Annotated in this window: 21 protein-coding genes and 1 tRNA gene; 5 read left to right on the top strand and 17 right to left on the bottom strand. The window is 69.1% G+C overall.

From position 1 onward, the window contains the following. Positions 1-13 precede the first annotated feature (13 nt). The 5 genes from EDC36_RS00440 (at position 14) to EDC36_RS00420 (ending at position 4,978) form a co-directional block, all read left to right on the top strand. Positions 14-1,063: a class 1 fructose-bisphosphatase gene (locus tag EDC36_RS00440; RefSeq protein ID WP_132961291.1), complete on the top strand. Its 1,050-nt coding sequence runs from the start codon at positions 14-16 to the stop codon at positions 1,061-1,063. Between the two features lie 48 nt (positions 1,064-1,111). Then, positions 1,112-1,187: transfer RNA gene (locus EDC36_RS00435), tRNA-Thr, on the top strand. A gap of 155 nt (positions 1,188-1,342) precedes the next feature. Next, a complete protein-coding gene (locus tag EDC36_RS00430; protein WP_132961290.1) occupies positions 1,343-4,231 on the top strand; it encodes a class I SAM-dependent DNA methyltransferase in 2,889 nt (962 codons plus the stop codon). 53 nt (positions 4,232-4,284) lie between these two features. Then, a complete protein-coding gene (locus tag EDC36_RS00425) occupies positions 4,285-4,587 on the top strand; it encodes a type II toxin-antitoxin system HigB family toxin (RefSeq protein ID WP_132961289.1) in 303 nt (100 codons plus the stop codon). Between the two features lie 19 nt (positions 4,588-4,606). Then, complete coding sequence (locus tag EDC36_RS00420; RefSeq protein ID WP_165902783.1) at positions 4,607-4,978, top strand: helix-turn-helix domain-containing protein; 372 nt, start codon at positions 4,607-4,609, stop codon at positions 4,976-4,978. A gap of 193 nt (positions 4,979-5,171) precedes the next feature. On the opposite strand, the gene EDC36_RS00415 is transcribed toward EDC36_RS00420, so the two are convergent. The 17 genes from EDC36_RS00415 to EDC36_RS00335 all read right to left on the bottom strand — a co-directional run bounded on the left by EDC36_RS00415 (position 5,172) and on the right by EDC36_RS00335 (position 18,176). Next, entirely contained in the window at positions 5,172-5,456 is a 285-nt protein-coding gene (locus EDC36_RS00415; RefSeq protein WP_132961287.1) for a P-II family nitrogen regulator, read from the bottom strand. A 6-nt stretch (positions 5,457-5,462) separates the two neighbouring features. Further along, positions 5,463-6,437 (bottom strand): sodium-dependent bicarbonate transport family permease, encoded by a 975-nt coding sequence (locus tag EDC36_RS00410; protein ID WP_132961286.1) that lies wholly within the window; start codon positions 6,435-6,437, stop codon positions 5,463-5,465. A gap of 54 nt (positions 6,438-6,491) precedes the next feature. Beyond that, entirely contained in the window at positions 6,492-7,322 is an 831-nt protein-coding gene (locus EDC36_RS00405; protein WP_132961285.1) for a S1 family peptidase, read from the bottom strand. Positions 7,323-7,325: 3 nt separating this feature from the next. After that, positions 7,326-7,985: a BMC domain-containing protein gene (locus EDC36_RS00400; RefSeq protein WP_132961284.1), complete on the bottom strand. Its 660-nt coding sequence runs from the start codon at positions 7,983-7,985 to the stop codon at positions 7,326-7,328. Continuing rightward, the gene (locus tag EDC36_RS13435; protein ID WP_132961283.1) at positions 7,982-10,345 is read right to left on the bottom strand and encodes a nitric oxide reductase activation protein NorD; all 2,364 of its coding nucleotides are present in this window, start codon (positions 10,343-10,345) and stop codon (positions 7,982-7,984) included. Before EDC36_RS13435 ends, EDC36_RS00400 begins: the two co-directional genes overlap by 4 nt. Before the next feature lie 16 nt (positions 10,346-10,361). After that, complete coding sequence (locus EDC36_RS00390) at positions 10,362-11,303, bottom strand: CbbQ/NirQ/NorQ/GpvN family protein (RefSeq protein ID WP_132961282.1); 942 nt, start codon at positions 11,301-11,303, stop codon at positions 10,362-10,364. Between the two features lie 25 nt (positions 11,304-11,328). Further along, on the bottom strand, positions 11,329-11,580 hold the full coding sequence (locus EDC36_RS00385; RefSeq protein ID WP_132961281.1) for a hypothetical protein: 252 nt from the start codon (positions 11,578-11,580) through the stop codon (positions 11,329-11,331). Next, positions 11,577-12,188 (bottom strand): ParA family protein, encoded by a 612-nt coding sequence (locus tag EDC36_RS00380; RefSeq protein WP_132961280.1) that lies wholly within the window; start codon positions 12,186-12,188, stop codon positions 11,577-11,579. The genes EDC36_RS00385 and EDC36_RS00380 overlap by 4 nt, the downstream gene beginning before the upstream one ends. Continuing rightward, positions 12,185-12,454 carry a 4a-hydroxytetrahydrobiopterin dehydratase gene (locus EDC36_RS00375; RefSeq protein WP_185971199.1) on the bottom strand — a complete coding sequence of 90 codons (270 nt, stop codon included), beginning with the start codon at positions 12,452-12,454 and terminating at the stop codon, positions 12,185-12,187. The genes EDC36_RS00380 and EDC36_RS00375 overlap by 4 nt, the downstream gene beginning before the upstream one ends. Positions 12,455-12,475: 21 nt before the next feature. Next, entirely contained in the window at positions 12,476-12,907 is a 432-nt protein-coding gene (locus EDC36_RS00370) for a ferritin-like domain-containing protein (RefSeq protein WP_132961278.1), read from the bottom strand. A 26-nt stretch (positions 12,908-12,933) separates the two neighbouring features. Beyond that, positions 12,934-13,272, bottom strand: coding sequence for an alpha-carboxysome major shell protein CsoS1 (csoS1, locus tag EDC36_RS00365; RefSeq protein ID WP_132961277.1), 339 nt, complete (start codon positions 13,270-13,272; stop codon positions 12,934-12,936). A gap of 69 nt (positions 13,273-13,341) precedes the next feature. Continuing rightward, on the bottom strand, positions 13,342-13,638 hold the full coding sequence (gene csoS1 / locus EDC36_RS00360; RefSeq protein ID WP_132961276.1) for an alpha-carboxysome major shell protein CsoS1: 297 nt from the start codon (positions 13,636-13,638) through the stop codon (positions 13,342-13,344). Positions 13,639-13,689: 51 nt separating this feature from the next. Continuing rightward, positions 13,690-14,007 carry a carboxysome peptide B gene (locus EDC36_RS00355; protein WP_132961275.1) on the bottom strand — a complete coding sequence of 106 codons (318 nt, stop codon included), beginning with the start codon at positions 14,005-14,007 and terminating at the stop codon, positions 13,690-13,692. A gap of 4 nt (positions 14,008-14,011) precedes the next feature. After that, on the bottom strand, positions 14,012-14,266 hold the full coding sequence (gene csoS4, locus EDC36_RS00350; RefSeq protein ID WP_132961274.1) for an alpha-carboxysome shell vertex protein CsoS4: 255 nt from the start codon (positions 14,264-14,266) through the stop codon (positions 14,012-14,014). Between the two features lie 23 nt (positions 14,267-14,289). After that, complete coding sequence (locus EDC36_RS00345; RefSeq protein WP_132961273.1) at positions 14,290-15,843, bottom strand: carboxysome shell carbonic anhydrase; 1,554 nt, start codon at positions 15,841-15,843, stop codon at positions 14,290-14,292. Positions 15,844-15,876: 33 nt separating this feature from the next. Beyond that, positions 15,877-17,784: an alpha-carboxysome scaffolding protein CsoS2 gene (locus tag EDC36_RS00340; RefSeq protein ID WP_165902782.1), complete on the bottom strand. Its 1,908-nt coding sequence runs from the start codon at positions 17,782-17,784 to the stop codon at positions 15,877-15,879. 71 nt (positions 17,785-17,855) lie between these two features. Further along, complete coding sequence (locus EDC36_RS00335; protein WP_043701481.1) at positions 17,856-18,176, bottom strand: ribulose bisphosphate carboxylase small subunit; 321 nt, start codon at positions 18,174-18,176, stop codon at positions 17,856-17,858. Positions 18,177-18,191: the final 15 nt, after the last annotated feature.

Below are 18,191 nucleotides of genomic sequence, written 5' to 3'. Positions count from 1 at the left end.
CAGGAGCCTCACGATGACCCCCAGCTCTGTGTCCCTGACCCGCTACCTGATCGAACAGCAGCGCGTGCACGGCGCCATCACGCCGCAGCTGCGCCTGCTGCTGGAGGTGGTGGCGCGCGCCTGCAAACGCATCGCCAACGCCGTCGGCAAAGGCGCGCTGGGAGGGGTGTTGGGCAGCGCGGGCACCGAAAACGTTCAGGGCGAGGTGCAAAAAAAGCTCGACGTCATCGCCAACGAGGTGCTGATCGACGCCAACGAATGGGGCGGGCACCTGGCGGCGATGGCCTCCGAAGAGCTCGACGGCATCCACCCCATCCCGAACCGCTACCCCCAGGGCGAGTACCTGCTGCTGTTCGACCCGTTGGACGGCTCCAGCAACATCGATTGCAACGTCAGCATCGGCACCATTTTTTCGGTGCTCAAGCGCCCCAACGACGACCCCAACGTGATCGAGCCGGTCTGTGAAGCTGACTTTTTGCAGCCCGGACGTCAGCAGGTTGCCGCGGGCTACTGCATCTACGGCCCGCAAACGACACTGGTGCTGACGGTGGGCAATGGGGTGGCCATGTTCACGCTGGACCGCGAGCAAGGCGCGTGGGTGCTGACGCAGGACAACGTGCGCATCCCCGAAGACACCAAAGAATTCGCCATCAACATGAGCAACTGGCGCCACTGGGCCGCGCCGGTGCGCCGCTACATCGAAGAATGCCTGGCGGGCAAGGACGGCCCGCGCGGCAAAGACTTCAACATGCGCTGGATCGCCAGCATGGTGGCCGATGTGCACCGCATCCTGACGCGCGGCGGCATCTTCATGTACCCGTGGGACAAACGCGAGCCCCACAAGCCCGGCAAGCTGCGCCTGATGTACGAAGCCAACCCGATGGGCTGGATCGTCGAGCAGGCGGGGGGCGCCGCCACCGACGGGCGCCGGCGCATCCTGGACATCGAACCGCGCGGCCTGCACGACCGCGTGGCGGTGATCCTGGGCTCCAAAAACGAGGTCGAGCGTGTCACGCGCTACCACCACGAAGCGGACGCGCAGCAGGCCACCACCACGGTATAATGTGAGCTTTGCAGCGATACGGCCCGCCCCGGGTTGGCAAGTCGCCTGGCCGCAATAGCTCAGCTGGTAGAGCAACTGATTCGTAATCAGTAGGTCGGAGGTTCGAATCCTCTTTGCGGCACCACACGCTACGCACGGCCCAGCCCCCAAGCGCGTTATGCGCCAGGGCTGTTGCCATCATCAAGCCGCCATGTCGCCCTGTGTGCGCATGGCGGTTTGTTGTTGTTTGAGGCGCTGTGTCGTCATGCCTCGCGCCATCCTTGGGCCACAATGCCGCCCATGACGCCAGAAGACTTCATCGCCAAATGGCGCGGCAACACGCTCACCGAGCGCGCCGGATCGCAGGCCTACTTTCTCGACCTGTGCGCCATGCTGGGCGTGCCGCCGCCCAACGACCCGGACAACTACTGCTTCGAGCGCGGCGCGGCGCGCACCGGCGCCGGGCGCGGCTGGGCCGACGTGTGGAAGCGCGGCTGCTTCGCCTGGGAAAACAAAGCCCCCGGCGGCAACCTGGCCGACGCGCTGCGCCAGCTCATGACCTACGCGCTGGCGCTGGACAACCCGCCGCTGCTGGTGACGTGCGACCGCGAAACCATCCAGATTCACACCCACTTCACCGGCACGCCGTCCGAAACCCACACCATCGCCCTGCCCGACATCGGCCAGCCGGCCAACCTGCAAAAGCTGCGCTGGCTCTTCACCGACCCCGAGCGATTCCGCCCGCGCCGCACCACGCAAGACGTCACCGCCGAAGCCGCCGAGCGCTTTGCCGCCATCGCGCAAGCGCTCGCCGCGCGCGGCGCCGACCCGCAGCAGGTCGCGCACTTCCTCATCCAGTGCCTGTTTTGCCTCTTTGCCGAAGACGCCGGGCTGCTGCCCGCGCGGCTGTTTGAGCGCATCGTCGAAAAAAGCGCCGCCGCGCCTGAAAGACTTGGCCAGCGCCTGGGCGAGCTGTTTGCCTCCATGCGTCAGGGCGGCGAGTTCCTGCTGGAAGACATCGCCTGGTTCAACGGCGGCCTGTTCGAGGTCGTGCAGCCCCCGCCGCTGCAACCCGCCGACGCGCAAGCCCTGCTGCAGGCGGCGCGCATGGACTGGTCCAACATCGAGCCCGCCATCTTTGGCACGCTCTTTGAGCGCGGGCTTGATCCGGCCAAGCGCAGCCAGCTAGGCGCGCACTACACCGACCCCGGCACCATCGCCAAGCTCATCGAACCCGTCATCACCCGCCCGCTGGCCGCCGAATGGGAGGCGGCCAGGGCCACCATTGCCGCAGCCATGGCCCAATACCATGCGGGCGGCAAAGGCGCGCAAGCCGCCCTCAAGACCGCGCAGGCCACCTTTGCAGGCTACCTGGAGCGGCTGCGCAACGTGCGCGTGCTCGACCCCGCCTGCGGCTCGGGCAACTTCCTGTACCTGGCGCTGCGCGCGCTCAAAGACCTGGAACACCGCGCCAACCTGGACGCCGAAGCGCTGGGCCTGCACCGGCAACTGAGCATCGAGACCGGCCCGGCCAACGTGCTGGGGCTGGAGGTCAACCCCTACGCGGCGGAGCTGGCCCGCGTGACCGTGTGGATTGGCGAAATCCAGTGGATGCTGGGCCACGGCTACGACATCCGGCGCAACCCCATCCTGGCGCCGCTGGATCACATCCAGTGCCGCGACGCGCTGCTGGCCCCGGACGGCAGCGAAGCCCCCTGGCCCCAGGCCGACGTCATCGTCGGCAACCCGCCGTTTTTGGGCGACAAGAAAATGCGCGGCGAGCTGGGCGACGCCTACGTCGAGCGGCTGCGGGCACTGTACGCGGGCCGCGTGCCCGGCGGGGCCGATCTGGTCACTTACTGGTTCGAAAAAGCCCGCGCGCAGATCGAAGCAGGCCAGTGCCAGCGTGCCGGGTTGGTCTCGACACAGGCCATTCGCAAGGGCGCCAACCGCAGGGTGCTGGACCGCATCGTCGCCACCACCCGCATCTTCGAAGCCTGGAGCGACGAGCCGTGGGTCAACGACGGCGCGGCGGTGCGCGTCTCGCTCGTGTGCTTTGGCCACAGTGGGCAGGCGGCGCGGCTGGATGGGCAGGAGGTCGGCGAGATTCATGCCGATTTGACGCACGCAACTGAGCTTGATCTCACGCGGGCCAGGTCACTGTCACAAAACGCAGACACGGCGTTTCAGGGAACCATCAAAGTCGGAAACTTCGATATTCCAGGCCATACAGCCCGTGAATGGATTACGCTCCCCAACCCGAACGGTCGACCGAATGCCGACGTGCTGCGGCCATGGGCCAACGGCCAAGACTTGGCCGGTAGGCCATCCGATACTTGGATCATCGATTTTGGGGTTGACATGAGCGAGACTGATGCTGCCTTGTACGAAACGCCTTTTGCGCACGTACTTGAACATGTCAAACCCGTGCGCGAGCTTGTCAACCGTGCGGGGCACCGGCGTTATTGGTGGCGCCATGGAGAACCACGTGTAGCCATGCGCCGCGCAATGGCCGGGTTGTCGCGCTACATCGCCACACCACGTGTCGCCAAACATCGCTTCTTCGTCTGGCTGCCAGCAGCGGTGTTGCCTGACTCCCGCCTATACGCCATCTGCCGGGCGGACGATTGCACCTTTGGCGTGCTCTCCTCGCGCCTGCACACCGCGTGGGCACTGGCCAATGCGTCGCGCCATGGTGTTGGCAATGACCCGACCTACAACGCCCACGACTGCTTCGAAACCTTCCCCTTCCCCGCTGGCCTCACGCCTGCCGACAACGCGCATCAGGCAACGGAGGCCACCGCCAGCGGCGCGCTGATCCCCGCGCGCATTGCGGACGCGGCCTGCCGCGCGGCGGCCTGCCGCATCGCCGAGGCCGCCAAGCGCCTGAGCGACCTGCGCGAAGCGTGGCTGAACCCGCCCGAGTGGGTCGAATGGGTCATCACCCCCGAGGAGGAGCAAGCAGGCTTCCCGCGCCGCCCCGTGCCCCGGCCAGGCTTTGAGGCCGAACTCAAAAAGCGCACCCTGACCAACCTGTACAACGCCCGCCCGGCGTGGCTGGCCCACGCCCACCGGGAACTCGACGCAGCCGTGGCCGCCGCCTACGGCTGGACGGACTACACGCCCGCCATGCCCGACGAAGAAATCCTGCGTCGGCTGCTCGCCCTCAACCACGCGCGGGCGGGGTAATGGACACCCACCCAGGGTTGCCATAGTCCCACAATGGGACTACACTGCCGTCCGTGCGAGTGATTGCCGTATCCACGCTGCGGGCCTTCTGGGAGCGCCATCCCGACGCTGAACAGCCGCTGAAGGCCTGGTATGAGGAGGCAAAGAGTGCGACCTGGACCCAACCCGCTGACATCAAGGCGCAGTACCGCAACGCCAGCGTGATGAAGAACCGTCGCGTGGTCTTCAACATCAAAGGCAATGACTACCGGCTGGTTGTGGCGATTGCCTACAAGTTGCAGATCGTTTACGTGAAGTTCGTCGGCACCCACAAAGAGTACGACGCCATCGATGCAGAAACCGTTGAAACGACCTGAACGGCCACCGAGGAAACACATGGACATCCGCGCTATCCACACCGAAGCCGACTACAGGGCCGCACTCCAGGAAATTTCGGCCTTGATGGAATCCGACCCTGATTTGGGCACGCCGGAGGGTGATCGCCTGGACATCCTGGTCACGCTGGTGCAAGCCTACGAAGCCAAACACATGCCCATCGCCGCGCCCGATCCGGTAGAAGCCATCAAATTCCGCATGGAGCAGAGCGGTCTGTCCGTCAAAGACCTGGAGCCGATCATCGGCAAGCGAAACCGCGTCTACGAAGTCCTGAACCGCAAGCGTCCGCTAACGCTTGCCATGATCCGACGCCTGCACAAGAGCTTGGGGATCCCCGCCAATGTGCTGATTGCCGAGACGACCGCAGGGTGATCGTCGAACACGCACCTTTGCTTGTGCATTGCAGCGGTAGCCGCCAGCCTACGGCTGGACGGACGATACGCCCGCACTGCCCGACGAGGACATTGTGCGCCGGCTGCTGGCCCGCAACCCCACGGGGGCGGACCAATCGACGCCTACACCGTCTAGCGCCGCGAGGCCATCGCGCGTATTGCGCCGCTGGCGCTCAGTTGAGCACTTCGACGTCGCTGCGCACCACCAGCAACCCGTAATCGCGGTCAAAGGGTTGCAGCGCGTCCATTAAGCGGTCGCTCAAGGCCAGGTCGCACATCACCTCGATGCGCACGTTGGCGCTCATGCGCCAGTTGCCGCTGCGCACGCCGTGGGTGCCACGGCCGCGGCAGTCGCTGACCGTGTAGCCGACGATGCCGAGTTTGTCGAACTCGCGGATCACCAGCGGCTCCAGCACCGCCTCGCAAAAAATCGTGACCAGTTTGTAGGCCTTGGCCATGGGGGATCAGCCCGGTAAGAAGGTGCGGGCCATCCACAGGTAGATGGGGATGCCCACGAACAGATTGAATGGGAATGTTACCCCAAGCGAGGCGCCGATGGACAAGGCCGGGTTGGCCTGCGGCACCGCGATGCGCATGGCCGCCGGCGCGGCGATGTACGAGGCGCTGGCGTAGAGCGTGGCCAGCAACGCGCCGTTGCCCGCCGAAAAGCCCAGGTAGCGCGCGGTGACGATGCCGATGCAGGCCGACACCAGGGGCATCACCATCGCAAAGCCGACCAAAAACGCCCCGTACGAGCGAAACGCGGCGATGCGCGACGCGGCCACCAGCCCCATCTCGAGCAGGAACAACGCCAACAGGCCCTTGAAGGCGTCCTTGAACACCGGTGCGATGGGTTCGTAGCCCTTTTCGCCGGCGACAAAACCGATGACCAGGCCACCGATCAGCAGCAAAATGCTCTTGCCGAAAAAGACCTCGTGCGCGAGCCGCCCCCAGTGGATGCGCGCCAGCGCCGCCAGCCCCCCGCCCTGCCCTTCGCGCTGGTCACCCAGCCGCGCCAGCACCACGCCCAAGATGAGCGCCGGCATTTCCAGCAGGGCCAGGTACACGACCATGTAGCCGTCGTGCTGCCACTGCCGCTCCATCAGCGTGGCCACCGCCACCGAATACGTCACCACACTGACCGAGCCGTAGTGCGCCGCGATGGAGGCGGCGTCGTAGTGGCTGAGCCGTCCGACGAAGCGCAGCACCGGAAACGCGATGACCGGGATCAGCATGCCGGCGGCCAACACGATGGCGCTGCTGCCCACGAGCTGCCCCAGCGGGTACTTGGACAGCTCCACGCCACCTTTGAGCCCAATGGCCAGCAGCAGGTAGATGGACAACGCCTCGTAGATCGCAGCCGGGATCTTGAGGTCGGACTTGCTCAGGCCTGCCAACAAACCCAGCAGGAAAAACAGCACAATCGGGTCGAACACCATGGTCGTCAAGCACCTCGTCGGGGCAGGTTAGGGGCCTGGCAGCGGCGAGCTCAATCATCCTTGCCAGTGGCGCAGGTAGTCGTGCAGCAGCTCACGCACGGCCTGCGCCTTGATGACCAGACCCAAGTCGATCATTTCGCTGCCGGTGGCCTGCAACGACGTGCTGGCCGGCACCGGCGCGGGCGACAAACGCAGCGATTCTTCCCGAAAAAACACCGCCGCGACGACGCCGGCCAGCCACAGACCGCTGCCGTCGGCGGCGCGCACGAACACCGGCGAGCCGCTGGAGCCCGGGTACACCGCCGCGTCGATGAGAAATTCCGCGCGGCCCTCGAAGTCCACCCCCGGCGGGGTGGCCGTGGTGCCGCGGCGCAGGATCGGCAGCGCGTTGACCTGGTCCCACACGCCACTGGGGTAGCCGACAAACCACACCTCCTCCAGCGCGTCGAGGCGCTGCAAGCGCTCGGCATCGGCCAAGGCGGCGCTGTCGATCGGCTCCACGTACAGCGGCGCGCCCTGTGCGGCGGCGGCGTCCAGCAGGGGCTGCAGCGGAAGCACCGCCAAATCCACCGCCGGGTCGGGATGGCGGTGCCACGCCTCGCTGAACTCGTCGATGCGCACTTCGAAGCGGCTGCCCAGCAACGGTTGCCCCTGGTGCGCCAGCGCGAACACCAGCGAGCCGCGCACGACGTCGTCGACCAGGTGCCGGTTGGTGACGACGAAGGCGGTGCGCCCGCGCGCGTGCACGTGCGACACGACGAACGCGGTGCCGGTGCCGCTGCCGCCGTCGGCCATTTCGGTCTCGACGCGCACGGTGTGGAACAGCAGCCGCTTGGCCGGGGTGTCGACGGCCCAGGGGTTGCGCGGGAGGGCTTCAGAAACCATGGTTCACCCCAGCGTCACGGTGCGCGCTTGTCGGTTGATCTGCGCCACGGCCCGCTCGGCCGCCGCCAGCGCCTCGGCCGCCTCGGCCTCGCTGCCCATCATCATCAGGCGACCAAAATTGCCAAAGGGCTTGACGTCCACCAGCGTGACGTTGGCCGCCTTTTCGGCTTCGTTGGCGGCGTAGACGACGTAGCCCGCCGGCTCGCACTCGAAGATGAACAGCGTTTTGCCCGGCAGCAGCATCGAGCCGCGGCGCAACTGGCGGTTGATCAGCGTGGCGTGGTCGGGCGTGACGGCACGGATGTTTTCGGCCCAGGCCACGCGGCACGGCAGGCGGTCTTCCAGCCGGGCGCCGAGCTGCTGCAGGATGATGTCGCCCGCAGCCAGCACTTCGCTTTGGTTGCGGTAGTGGATCTCCATCGAGCCAAAGGCGCGCTCGACCACCTGCTCGCCCATGCGCACGTTGGTGGCCTTGAGCGCGATGTCGCTGAGGCGGTGCACCGCCATGCCGGGGGCGACCTCGATCCACATGCAGGCATCGCCCGGCACCGGCAAAAAGCCCTGCGACGAGGTGCCCAGGTACGACGCCAGCTGCGGCTGCAGCGCATCGATGAAGACAAACGTGCGCAACTGCACGCGGGCACGGTCGGCCGACGGGCTCATCGCGTCAACCCCAGGTACAGGGTGGGCAGCACCTCGGGCAGCCGCTGCACCCGCTCCACCACCGTGTAGTGCCGCGGCCCAAAAATGCGCTGCACGTAGGCGTCGGCATGTGGATCCAGCGTCAGGCAGTAGCTGACGATGCCGTCGCGCTTGAGCTCCTGCACGGCACGCTGCGCGTCCAGCCGCAGGTACTGCGGGTCGCGCACGTCGACGTCGGCAGGTTCGCCGTCGGTGAGCACGAAGACGATCTTTTTGCGCTGCGGCTGGCGCTTGAGCTGTTGGCCGGCGTGGCGCAGCGCCGCGCCCAGCCGGGTCGAGTACGCGCCTTCCAGCCCCGCCAGGCGCGCCTTGGCCGCGTCGCCCCAGGGCTCGCGAAAGTCCTTGACGCGCAGGTAATGCACGTCGTGCCGCCCGTCGGAGCGAAAGCCGTGGATGGCGAAGCGGTCGCCGATGCGCTGCAGCGCCTCGGCCAGCAGCGCCGCCGCACTGCGCGTGAGGTCCAGCACCGTATGTTCGCTGCCGCGCACGGGATCGTTGGCCGAGGCCGACAGGTCCAGCAGCAGCAGCACCGCCACGTCACGCGTGTGCAGCCGGTGCTGCATCATGATGCGCGGGTCGGGCTGCTGACCCATGCGCAGGTCCACCCAGGCGCGCACGGCCGCTTCGACGTCGAGCTCGTCGCCGTCTTCGACCTTGCGGATGCGCTGCAGGCCCTGCGGCGCCATGGCTTCGATGAGGTGGCGCAGCCGCTGCACGATCGGTCGGTGCTCGGCCAGCAACGCCTCGATACGCTCGACCTCGCCCGGCTGGGCGTGGCGCTCCAGCACCGTGACCCAGTCGGGGCGCTCGAGCTGGATTTGGTAATCCCACTCGGGGTAATGCACGGGGTCGGCCACCGGCGGGCGGCCCAGCAGCGAGTTGATGGTGACGCCTTCTTGGTCGAGCCAGAACTCGGTGGGCAGGATCCACACTTCCTGCGCGTCGTCGCCGGCGAATTCGACGTCGACCTCGTTGACCATTTCCATGATGTTGACCTTGCGGCGCACCTGCTGCTGGCGCGCCCAGGTTGCGGCCAGCGCCACCGATTCGTCGTAGGCGCCGCTGGCCCAGATGGCGCGGTTGTCGTCACGGTACAGGGCGCGCTGGCCATCGAGCCGCGCCGAAAACGCCGGCCAGCCCTCGGCCGCGATGCGCGCGCGCAGGGCCTGGGCCAGCTCAAGGCCGGTGGCTAGGCTGCGGGTGGGGTCGTCCAGGTCGGGCCAGGCCGCCAGCGCGGCCACGCCCTGTTGCACCCAGGGGTCGGTGTCGGCCTGGGCGGCGTCGGGGTCGAGCCACGCCAGCGCCAGGCGGTTGATCAGGTCGCCCGCGCGGGTCGGCGGGTGCACCGGCGCGGGGTGCAGCGCGCGCCACTGCTGGCGCAGCTTCGGGAAGCGCCGCAACGCCGCGGCCTCCACGCGCGCGTCTTCGACCAGCTCCACCACGGCCTTGGTCAGCGCATCCAGCCCCTCGTCCGGCAGCGGCGCGCGCGCAAACACCAGGTGCGCCGCCGCGTGGTTGGCGGCGGCACGGTACACGTCCAGCGCCGCCACGCCAGGGCCGCCCTCGCCCTGCGGGTGCACGTCGTCGTAGGCGTCGGCGATGTGGATGACGAAGTGCTCGATGTAGGGCCGCAGCCCCTCGCGCGACTCGAAGTCGCCGGCGGTGGGGCGCAGAAAAAAGTCGCGCCCCCACAACGCGCGCAGGTACAGGTTGAGGCGGCGTTGGATGTCGACGAACAGCGTGCCGCGCCGCTCCTGCTGCAGCACGGCCAGCGCGTCGGCGCTTTGCAGGCTGAAGTAGCGCCGCTGACCCTCGACGTCGCTGCGGTAGGCCTGCGCGCCCCACTGCACCCAGCGCCGCAGGCCACCCAACGTGAGCTGCTCCAGCAGCCGGGGCAGGTTTTCCAGCATCGGGCGCAGGCCTTGGGGCGCTTGCGCCAGCATGATGCCCAGCACGCTCAAAAACTGGCGAAACAGCTCCTGGTCGCCCAGGCGCAGCGCGGCGGTGGGCGCGGTCTGCACGATCAGCGTCAGCACCTGGCCGGAGGTCTTGGACGCCATCGACAGCAGGAAGTTGACCAGGTCGGGCAGCACATCCTCGCCAATGGCGCGCGCCAGCGCCGGCATGTGCTGGATGAAGCTGACCACCAGCTCCTCACCACGGCCCAGGTGGTGCAGCGCCAGCGCCCCTTTGAGGTAGTTGTCCAGTCCACGCGACGACAGCGCCCGCGCGGCCTCCTGCCACGCGCCGCGCAGCACGTCCTGCGCGCCGTGGGGCAGCTCGGCCAACAGTTCGGCGTGGTCGTCGAGGTGGATGGTCATGGCCGTCGGCGTCGGCTCAGAAGTACGTCGTCACGGCGGCGTCGAGCGCGTCGCGCATGTCGGCGTCGTCGGTGATCGGGCGCACCAGCGCCATGCGGCACGCCGACAGCGCCGGCACCCCCTGCGCGATGAGGCTGCCGGCATGGATCAGCATGCGCGTCGAAATGCCCTCATCCAGCCCGTGCCCTTTGAGGTTGCGGGCGCGCTCGGCGATGTGCACGAGCTTGCCAGCGGTGTCGCGGTCCACCCCGGACTCGTGGGCGACGATCTCGGCCTCCACCTCGTGCTCTGGGTAGTCGAAGTCAAGCGCGCCAAAGCGCTGCTTGGTGGACTGCTTGAGGTCCTTCATCAGGCTTTGGTAGCCGGGGTTGAACGAAATGACGAGCTGAAAGTCGGGATGCGCTTCGATCACCTCGCCTTTTTTCTCCAGCGGCAGCATGCGCCGCTTGTCGGTCAGCGGGTGGATGACGACGGTGGTGTCCTGGCGCGCCTCGACCACCTCGTCCAGGTAGCAAATGGCGCCATAGCGCGCGGCCAGCGCCAGCGGCCCATCCTGCCAGCGCGTGCCGCTGGCGTCGAGCAAAAAGCGCCCCACCAGGTCGGAGGCGGTCATGTCCTCGTGGCACGCCACGGTGATGAGGGGCTTGCCCAGCTTCCACGCCATGTATTCGACGAAGCGGGTCTTGCCACAGCCGGTGGGGCCTTTGAGCATCATCGGCATGCGCACAGCGTAGGCCGCTTCGTACAGCGCCACCTCATCGCCGACCACGCGCCAGTAAGGCTCGCGGGTGATGCGGTAGGCGGCCAGCGGGTCGGTGTCGCCGGACGGTGGCACGACGGCGGCCGTGGGGCGCAGCGCGGCCGCAGGCGGGTCGTCGGCCACGCCGGGGGCCAACGCCGCGGCGCTGGCACGCTGCTGCGTGCGCGCTGCGTACAGGCGGCGGGTCAGGGTGTTCATGGTGCTGCGGTAGGGGTTCAAAGCGTCAATCGGGCCAGACACGCCGTGGAAACAGCTCGTGCGCGCTGGGGGCGGGGGTGGTGGGGTCCGTCGCCGTGGTCGCAGGGCTGGGCGCCGCCGCAGGCTGCGGCGCGGGGGCCGCGGTGCGGGCGCGCCGCGGCTTGGACGCCACCGGGGCGGGCGTCTCGGTCGCGGGGGGCGCAGCAGGCTCGGTCTGGTTGCGCCGCGCCCCACGCACACTGGCCACCAAACGTTGGGCGGTGGGTCGGGTGGTCATGTTTGCATCTCCTCGATCACGGCTTCGATATCGGCCACCGCCGCAGCGGCGCGCGGCCCCAGTTCGTACACACTGACCCCCTGCAACGCCGCGGTACGGTACACGGCGCGGCGGCGCACCACCGCCCGCAGCGCGGGCAGGCCGAATTCGCGCAAGGCGTCGTGCATCGCGGTGGACAGGGCGCTGCCCGGTTCGAGCTGGTTGATGACGAGCCACGCGCGCAGCGTCGGCCGACGGCGGCGCTCGGCCTGGATCACGTCGACCAACTGCCAACTGGCCCACAGGTCCAGCGGCGAGGGCAACACCGGCACCAACACGGCGTCGGCCTGTTGCAGAGCGCGCCCTGCGGCGGCGTGTTCCACGCTGGGGGGGCAGTCCCACACCAGGTGCGCCACGTCGTCGTCCTGCCAAGCGCGCTCACCCTGCGCGACGTCCCAGCCGCTGACGGTGGCGCACCATTGGGCAGCGGAGCCTTGAGGATCCAGGTCGCCCAGCCGCGTGCGGCCACGCCGCGCCAGCCCGGCGGCCAACTGCACCGCCAGCGTGGTTTTGCCCGTGCCACCCTTGGTGTTGAGCACGGCCAGCCGCCGCGGCAAGGACGCCGTCATGCCACGGTGCCCTCGGCCGCCGCCGCAATGCGCTGGGCCAGCGTACGTTCGGCGTCCCCCAACGCGCCGTCGGCGGCCGCGATGGTGACGTTGACGTACGTGGTCCCAAAACTGATGTTCTGGGGTGCCAGACCCAACGCTTCCTGCACCGCAGCGATCCGGTCGAGAAACGCTCGCGTGTCGGCGTAGCAGCTGAACACGAAGCGCCGAAACAGCGCCGGGGGGCGTCCTTGTTCGGTCCAGCCTTCGGGTGTGGTGTCGCTCATCGGCATCCCCTTGCGATGGGTTCACGCCCCGGCGGGGCCGGGGTGTTGGCTCCAGGTGCGGTAGTGCTGGGCCTCGTCGTGCGCCAGCTCGCGCAGCAGCGCCTCGCTGGCGGTGTCCCGCACCCGCCGCGCATGGTCAGCGGCGTCCTGGTACAGCACCACCGCGGTTTGCTCCAGTTGCCGGTTCAGGGTGGCAAAGTCACCGACGCCACGCCCCAAGCGCGCGGGCGTCAACACACCCGCCGAGGGGGCCACCCCGAGCTCGATCAGCCGCTGCATCAGGCGCTGGGCATGGTCGAGCTCGTGCATGGCTTCTTCGTGGAGCTGGTCGGCCAGCTCGGGCTGGCCGCTCAGACGCGCCAGCACCGACTGCGCCAGGTACTGCTGCACGGCACTGAACTCGTGCTGCAGCGCCCGCGTCAACCACCCCAGCACACGCGCGTCGGCCGCCATGGCAGTGTCTCCGTCGTGCGCGTGGCTCAACTGCGGGTGGAGGTGATCTCGGCGTCGCGGCCGCCGCCGCTGGCATCCGGCTTGGTGGGCAGGATGCCTTCGACTTCGCTGTGCACGCGCGCGATGATGTGGGCCGCCACCAGGCCATCACCCACACGCTCGCAGGCATCAGCGCCCGCGCGCACCGCCGCGTTGACCGCGCCCGTCTCGCCGCGCACCATCACCGTCACGTAACCGCCCCCGACGAACTGGCGGCCGATCAGCCGCACCTCCGCCGCCTTGGTCATCGCGTCGGCCGCTTCGATCGCCGGCACCAGCCCGCGCGTCTCGATCATGCCCAGGGCTATGCCCGTCGTATTTGCCATGGTCACACTCCTTGTGTTGGGCCGACCAGCGCCGCCTTGGGCAGGCGGCGGCTGGGCAAGCCAGCGCCATCAGACGGTGGGCGCGGTGGGCAGGATGCCTTCGACTTCGCTGTGCACGCGCGCGATGATGTGGGCCGCCACCAGGCCATCACCCACACGCTCGCAGGCATCAGCGCCCGCGCGCACCGCCGCGTTGACCGCGCCCGTCTCGCCGCGCACCATCACCGTCACGTAACCGCCCCCGACGAACTGGCGGCCGATCAGCCGCACCTCCGCCGCCTTGGTCATCGCGTCGGCCGCTTCGATCGCCGGCACCAGCCCGCGCGTCTCGATCATGCCCAGGGCAATACCCGTCGTGTTTGCCATTGCTTTACTCCTCGTGGTCACTTTGCTGCTGAAACACCTGAGCCGATCGGCTCACCCCTTGCTCGCTCCGGGCGCCGTGCCCGGGGCTCGATGCTCGTGTACCGCCACCGCGTTGGCGCCGTCGCCCTCGTCCCAGTGGTCGATGATTCCGCAAATCGTCAAATCCGTCATGCACGTTGTGTCGGGCATGGCCAAGCGCGCCGCACTGCCGGTGGTGGCGAACACCCAGCGCCCCACCGGCACGCCCACCGGGTCGGTGGCCACCGACAGCGCCCCCTGGGCGCTGCGCACGACGCGCAGGCTGGCCTGCCCCAAGCCCGGCACACGCCGGGTGCACACCAACTCGTCGACCACGCGCACGATGTCCATCGGCTCACCCCTCGGGATTCCAGTGGTCGATGATGCCGACGATGGTCAGGTCGGACGGAAAGTCCTTGGAGCCGGCCGCTTCGCGCGCCGCCGACGAGCCCACACAAATCACCCAGTCCCCCGGCACACAGCCCACGGCATCGACCGCAACGCTGCGCGCACCACCGGCTTTTTCTTGCACCACCAGCAGCGGCCGGTGACCAAACGCCTCGATGCGGTTGGTCGACACCAGGGTTTTTTCCACGCGCATGATCTTCATCGTCGTCCTCGCCCATGCCCGCTTCAATGCCCGGCCAACACCACGTCGTCGTCGATCAGCGCCACGGTTTCGGAGCCATGACGGTCGCTGACGGCGACGCGGCAATGCAGTTGCCCACGCCCATCCCAAGACGGGTAGCGCGCCCGTATCGCGGCCACCACACGCTGCCCGCGCTCGATCGCGCGCTGGCGCGCCCCCGGCACCCGCCCGCTGTAGCTGAAGTGCACCAGCACCGGCAACGCCAGGCCACGGCGCAGGTTGAGGCCCGTGAAGATCTTGACGCCGACGTCCAGGTCGGCCGCCCCCTCTTCCACGGTGTCCAGGTGCGCGTGGTAGTACTGGTTGCGCAACTGCAACGGCGGCAGGGCGTCGCCCACGCAGACGAACGCTTCATCGTGGCCCACGACGGCGTAGCGCCCCGCGTGGTAGGTGATCACGTATTCGATCTGCGACAGGTTGGCCTGCAGCCACAGCGCCGCCAGCCGCGCCAGCCCGTCGTCACCCGGGGCGCGCATCAACACGCCCCCAAGGTCACGCACATGCGCCGCCACGGCATCGTGCACGCGCTGACGCGCCTGAGCCGCGTCCAAGCCCAGCGTCTCGCGGTACAGCGTGGCGGCATCCAAAAAGCGCTCGGCATGCAACTGCCCGCGTGCATCGGGCAGGTGGATGCGGATCGCGTCCAGGTCGGTGTCCACGCCGACCAACATCACCAGCGGAGCGGCGCCTGCACCGAAGGTGTTGTCGACCGCCGCGCGCAGGGCATGCAGCCGCTCGATGGCGGCCGCCACCGCGCGCGCGTCGTGGCTGCCATGGGCCGCGCAGCCTTCTTGCTGGGGATGCGACGAGCTGAAGTGGTACACCGCCACCTTCAGGTAGTCCAGCGCCTCGCCGCCGGGCAGCAGCCCCGTCACGCGCTCGAGCTCGCGCTGGGTCCAGTCCTGCACGTCCAACTCGACGTCGAACAGCGCGCCGGCGTACGCTTTGACCACCACGCCCTCGCTGGGGGCCGTGCGCAGCACGAACGGCAGCACCCCCTGCAGGCGCCCATCGGCGCACGGGCTGACGTCGAGCGTGTGCACGCCGCACGCACGCAGCGTGTCGGCCTGGATGGGCAAACGGGCCCGCCAGGGAGCGCTGTCTTGGTCGCTGAGGCGCACGCAGCGCCGGATCGTTTCGAACATCGCATGCGCGTGCAACGCCGCCATGTCCACGCCCGCCACCCAGGCGCTTTCCAGCGCCGCCAGCGGCCACTGCAGGTCCAGGCGCTGTTGCGCCAGCGCCTGCGCGCGCTCGACAAAGTCACGTTCGTGTTGCCAGGCCGACATCGTGCGCAGGGTGTCTTCGATCGCCTCGAAGCGCCCGCGCAGGGTCTGCTCGTACGCATGCAGGCGGGCGTTGAGCTCGACGTCCACCAGCGCGTGGCGGCACGGCTGCCCCGCCCCCGGCACGCAGGCCGGGTTGGGCAGCACCCCGTGCGCGGTCGGCAGCACCTGCGCCGCCGCCGTCAAGCCTTGACGGGGCAGCGCGGCCGCGTGGCGGCGCTGCAGGGCCAGTTGACGTTTGCGCGTGTCCATGGTCGAGCTCGGCTGTGCTGGATGGGTCTGACCTCAGCCGCGCGCCCCGCCGGAGACGGTCACCACCGCGCCGCGCGGCGTGTTGCCGCTGGAGCCTGTGATCGGGCTCATCGGCACCTCGTCGCGTTCGATGGCGCGCAGGTGGCGCGCCTGCGCCCCCAGCGGCCGGGGCATGCCGCGCTGGGTCGGGTTGCGCACCATCGCCGACGCACCTTCGGTGCCGGTGACGCGCCGCTCGCTGCCCCACGCGTCGCCGGTGATGCGCACGCCCTGCGGCGCCGCCCCCTCACCCGTGACACGCTGCGCAGCCGGCGCCGCCTGCGTGGACGGCACCGACCACGTTGCCTGGGTGGCCGCACCGTGACGGAATTCGGGGGTGCCCGTGATCAAGCCTTGCGCTTTCATCCCAGGCCCCGTGACACGCAGACCCGCGTCGTCCCCACCGGCGCTGCCGGTGATGCGCTGGCGCCGCTGCCACGCCTGCTGCGCCGGCGTTTGCACGCTGAAGCCCTGCGGAGGCGGCGGCGCATCGGTCTGGGCCAGTTCGGGGTAGCGCGTCAGCCAACGACCGCTCAACGTGCACCCCCCGCTCAAGTTGTCCGGGCCCACGTAAGGCGTGCCGGTCACCGGCTCACACGCCCCACGCTCGTCACCCGTGATGCGGCCACCGCCCGTGCCCGGACTGTCACCGCTGACGGTGGCCAACGCAAAACCCGCGTCCTGCCGCCCCACCGTTTCGGCGCTGGCGGCCGCCGGGCGCGGCTGCGCCTGCTGCGTCGACTCCGCTGCGTGCGAAGACGCTTGCAGCGCGCCCGCCGGCAGGGGCGAGCCGCGGCGCGACGCCGTGCCCGCGCGCACCCCTGCCTGCCCCTGCAGCGCGAACGCGTACTGGGTGCCCGAGATGGGACGCTGCGCGCCCGCTTCGTTGCCCGTGACCTTGGGGCTGCGGCCCACCGGTGTGCCGGTCACCTCGTTGTCACCGCGCGACGACATCACGCTGACCTTGTGTGGCGCGCGCGCCTGCACCTGCTCACACACGGCTTGGTCCTCGGCGGCGAGGTAACGCGTACCGGTGATGCCACGGCACGCCCCCGTCTCGTTGCCGGTGACCTTGGGGTTGAGCCCCGGATGGCTGCCCGTGACCGCGCGCCCACGCTCGGTGTGGGTTTCGACCACCTTGGGCGGGGCCGGCTGGGGACGGGTGGCGCACCAAGCCTCAAACTGCTCCTGCCCGATGTATTCGGTGCCGGTGACGTGGCGGCAGGTGCCCGCTTCCATGCCGGTCACCTTGGCGCTGCGCTCCACCTGGGTGCCGCTGACGCGCTGCCCGGACAGCGTATGCCCCTCTTCGGTGTGCGCGGCGTCGCGCACGGCCGCGGTGTTGCGCACGCGCCCGCTGGGCCGCACGGCGGCCGCCGGTTGGGTGGACGCGGCCAGACCGGCCCGCCCGGTCAACGCCAGCAGCGTGCGGCGCTGCATGGCCAGTTGCCGCCCCGTGGCGCCTTTTTGCAGCGCCTCGCGCCAATCGCGGTCGGGCATCGTGGTGGCCAGGCGGGTGGCTTGCGCCACACGCGTCAAGCCTGCTTTGCCCTCCCGCGCCAGCGCCGCGCGGCGGGCCTGCGCCAGCGCGCGGCCCGTGGGCGGCAACACGCGCGGCTTGTCATCCGTGGTGGGTCGCGCCTGGGCCGCCTGCGGCGTGACGGCCGCGGCCAACATGCGCGCCACCCCGTCTTCGGCAGCCGCCGTGGCGCACGCGCCGCTGCCTCCGCACCCACAGCCACATCCTTGGGACGCAGCCGCCTGTTGCGGCGCCGCGGCACGCCGTGCCATCGCGCTGCGCAGCGTCGGCAGCGCCGCGCGCCCTTGCTGCGCCAAGGCCTGCCGCCGCTGGCGCGCCAGCTCACGCCCGCTAAGGGCAGCCTTCACCACCGTCCCGTCCATGGGGGACTCCTTTTCCACGATTGGTCAGACCCTGCATACGGCCAGGCGCACCCGTGCGCCAGCCGTGCCCATCAGCGGTAGACGACGAACGTCAAGCCCTGGCTTTGCGCGTAGTTGTCGTAGGCGACGAAACGCACCATGTGGTTGGGGAATTCACGGTGGCAGGCCTCAATCTCGGCCAGCACCGCGTCCACCGACTGCTCGCCGAACATCGGCAGCTTCCACATGTACCAGTAGCTCTCTTTGGCGGGGGTGCCGCGCTCGGTGTGCTCCACCGCGGGGTTCCAGCCTTGGGCCAGCGCGTAGGCGATTTGCCGGCGCACCTGCTCGGGCGTCATCTGCGGCAGGTACGAGAAGGTTTCGTGCTTGAGGGACTGCTTGTAAGCTTGCATGATGGGTCTCCTGAC

The organism is Tepidimonas ignava, from assembly GCF_004342625.1.
GTDB lineage: Bacteria > Pseudomonadota > Gammaproteobacteria > Burkholderiales > Burkholderiaceae_C > Tepidimonas > Tepidimonas ignava.
The sequence above is the reverse complement of the archived record's forward strand: the minus strand, read 5'-3'. Positions and strand labels throughout refer to the sequence as shown.

What these genes read in the sequence shown, in the direction of transcription:
- EDC36_RS00385 (WP_132961281.1), bottom strand. Translation starts at nt 11,580, where the DNA reads ATGACCACCCGACCCACCGCCCAACGTTTGGTGGCCAGTGTGCGTGGG.
- EDC36_RS00415 (WP_132961287.1), bottom strand. Translation starts at nt 5,456, where the DNA reads ATGGCCAAGGCCTACAAACTGGTCACGATTTTTTGCGAGGCGGTGCTG.
- EDC36_RS00370 (WP_132961278.1), bottom strand. Translation starts at nt 12,907, where the DNA reads ATGGCGGCCGACGCGCGTGTGCTGGGGTGGTTGACGCGGGCGCTGCAG.
- EDC36_RS00390 (WP_132961282.1), bottom strand. Translation starts at nt 11,303, where the DNA reads ATGAACACCCTGACCCGCCGCCTGTACGCAGCGCGCACGCAGCAGCGT.
- EDC36_RS00335 (WP_043701481.1), bottom strand. Translation starts at nt 18,176, where the DNA reads ATGCAAGCTTACAAGCAGTCCCTCAAGCACGAAACCTTCTCGTACCTG.
- EDC36_RS00380 (WP_132961280.1), bottom strand. Translation starts at nt 12,188, where the DNA reads ATGACGGCGTCCTTGCCGCGGCGGCTGGCCGTGCTCAACACCAAGGGT.
- EDC36_RS00345 (WP_132961273.1), bottom strand. Translation starts at nt 15,843, where the DNA reads ATGGACACGCGCAAACGTCAACTGGCCCTGCAGCGCCGCCACGCGGCC.
- EDC36_RS00400 (WP_132961284.1), bottom strand. Translation starts at nt 7,985, where the DNA reads ATGAGCCCGTCGGCCGACCGTGCCCGCGTGCAGTTGCGCACGTTTGTC.
- EDC36_RS00340 (WP_165902782.1), bottom strand. Translation starts at nt 17,784, where the DNA reads ATGGACGGGACGGTGGTGAAGGCTGCCCTTAGCGGGCGTGAGCTGGCG.
- EDC36_RS00430 (WP_132961290.1), top strand. Translation starts at nt 1,343, where the DNA reads ATGACGCCAGAAGACTTCATCGCCAAATGGCGCGGCAACACGCTCACC.
- csoS1 (WP_132961277.1), bottom strand. Translation starts at nt 13,272, where the DNA reads ATGGCAAATACGACGGGCATAGCCCTGGGCATGATCGAGACGCGCGGG.
- EDC36_RS00410 (WP_132961286.1), bottom strand. Translation starts at nt 6,437, where the DNA reads ATGGTGTTCGACCCGATTGTGCTGTTTTTCCTGCTGGGTTTGTTGGCA.
- EDC36_RS00440 (WP_132961291.1), top strand. Translation starts at nt 14, where the DNA reads ATGACCCCCAGCTCTGTGTCCCTGACCCGCTACCTGATCGAACAGCAG.
- EDC36_RS00355 (WP_132961275.1), bottom strand. Translation starts at nt 14,007, where the DNA reads ATGGACATCGTGCGCGTGGTCGACGAGTTGGTGTGCACCCGGCGTGTG.
- csoS1 (WP_132961276.1), bottom strand. Translation starts at nt 13,638, where the DNA reads ATGGCAAACACGACGGGTATTGCCCTGGGCATGATCGAGACGCGCGGG.
- EDC36_RS13435 (WP_132961283.1), bottom strand. Translation starts at nt 10,345, where the DNA reads ATGACCATCCACCTCGACGACCACGCCGAACTGTTGGCCGAGCTGCCC.
- csoS4 (WP_132961274.1), bottom strand. Translation starts at nt 14,266, where the DNA reads ATGAAGATCATGCGCGTGGAAAAAACCCTGGTGTCGACCAACCGCATC.
- EDC36_RS00420 (WP_165902783.1), top strand. Translation starts at nt 4,607, where the DNA reads ATGGACATCCGCGCTATCCACACCGAAGCCGACTACAGGGCCGCACTC.
- EDC36_RS00405 (WP_132961285.1), bottom strand. Translation starts at nt 7,322, where the DNA reads ATGGTTTCTGAAGCCCTCCCGCGCAACCCCTGGGCCGTCGACACCCCG.
- EDC36_RS00375 (WP_185971199.1), bottom strand. Translation starts at nt 12,454, where the DNA reads ATGAGCGACACCACACCCGAAGGCTGGACCGAACAAGGACGCCCCCCG.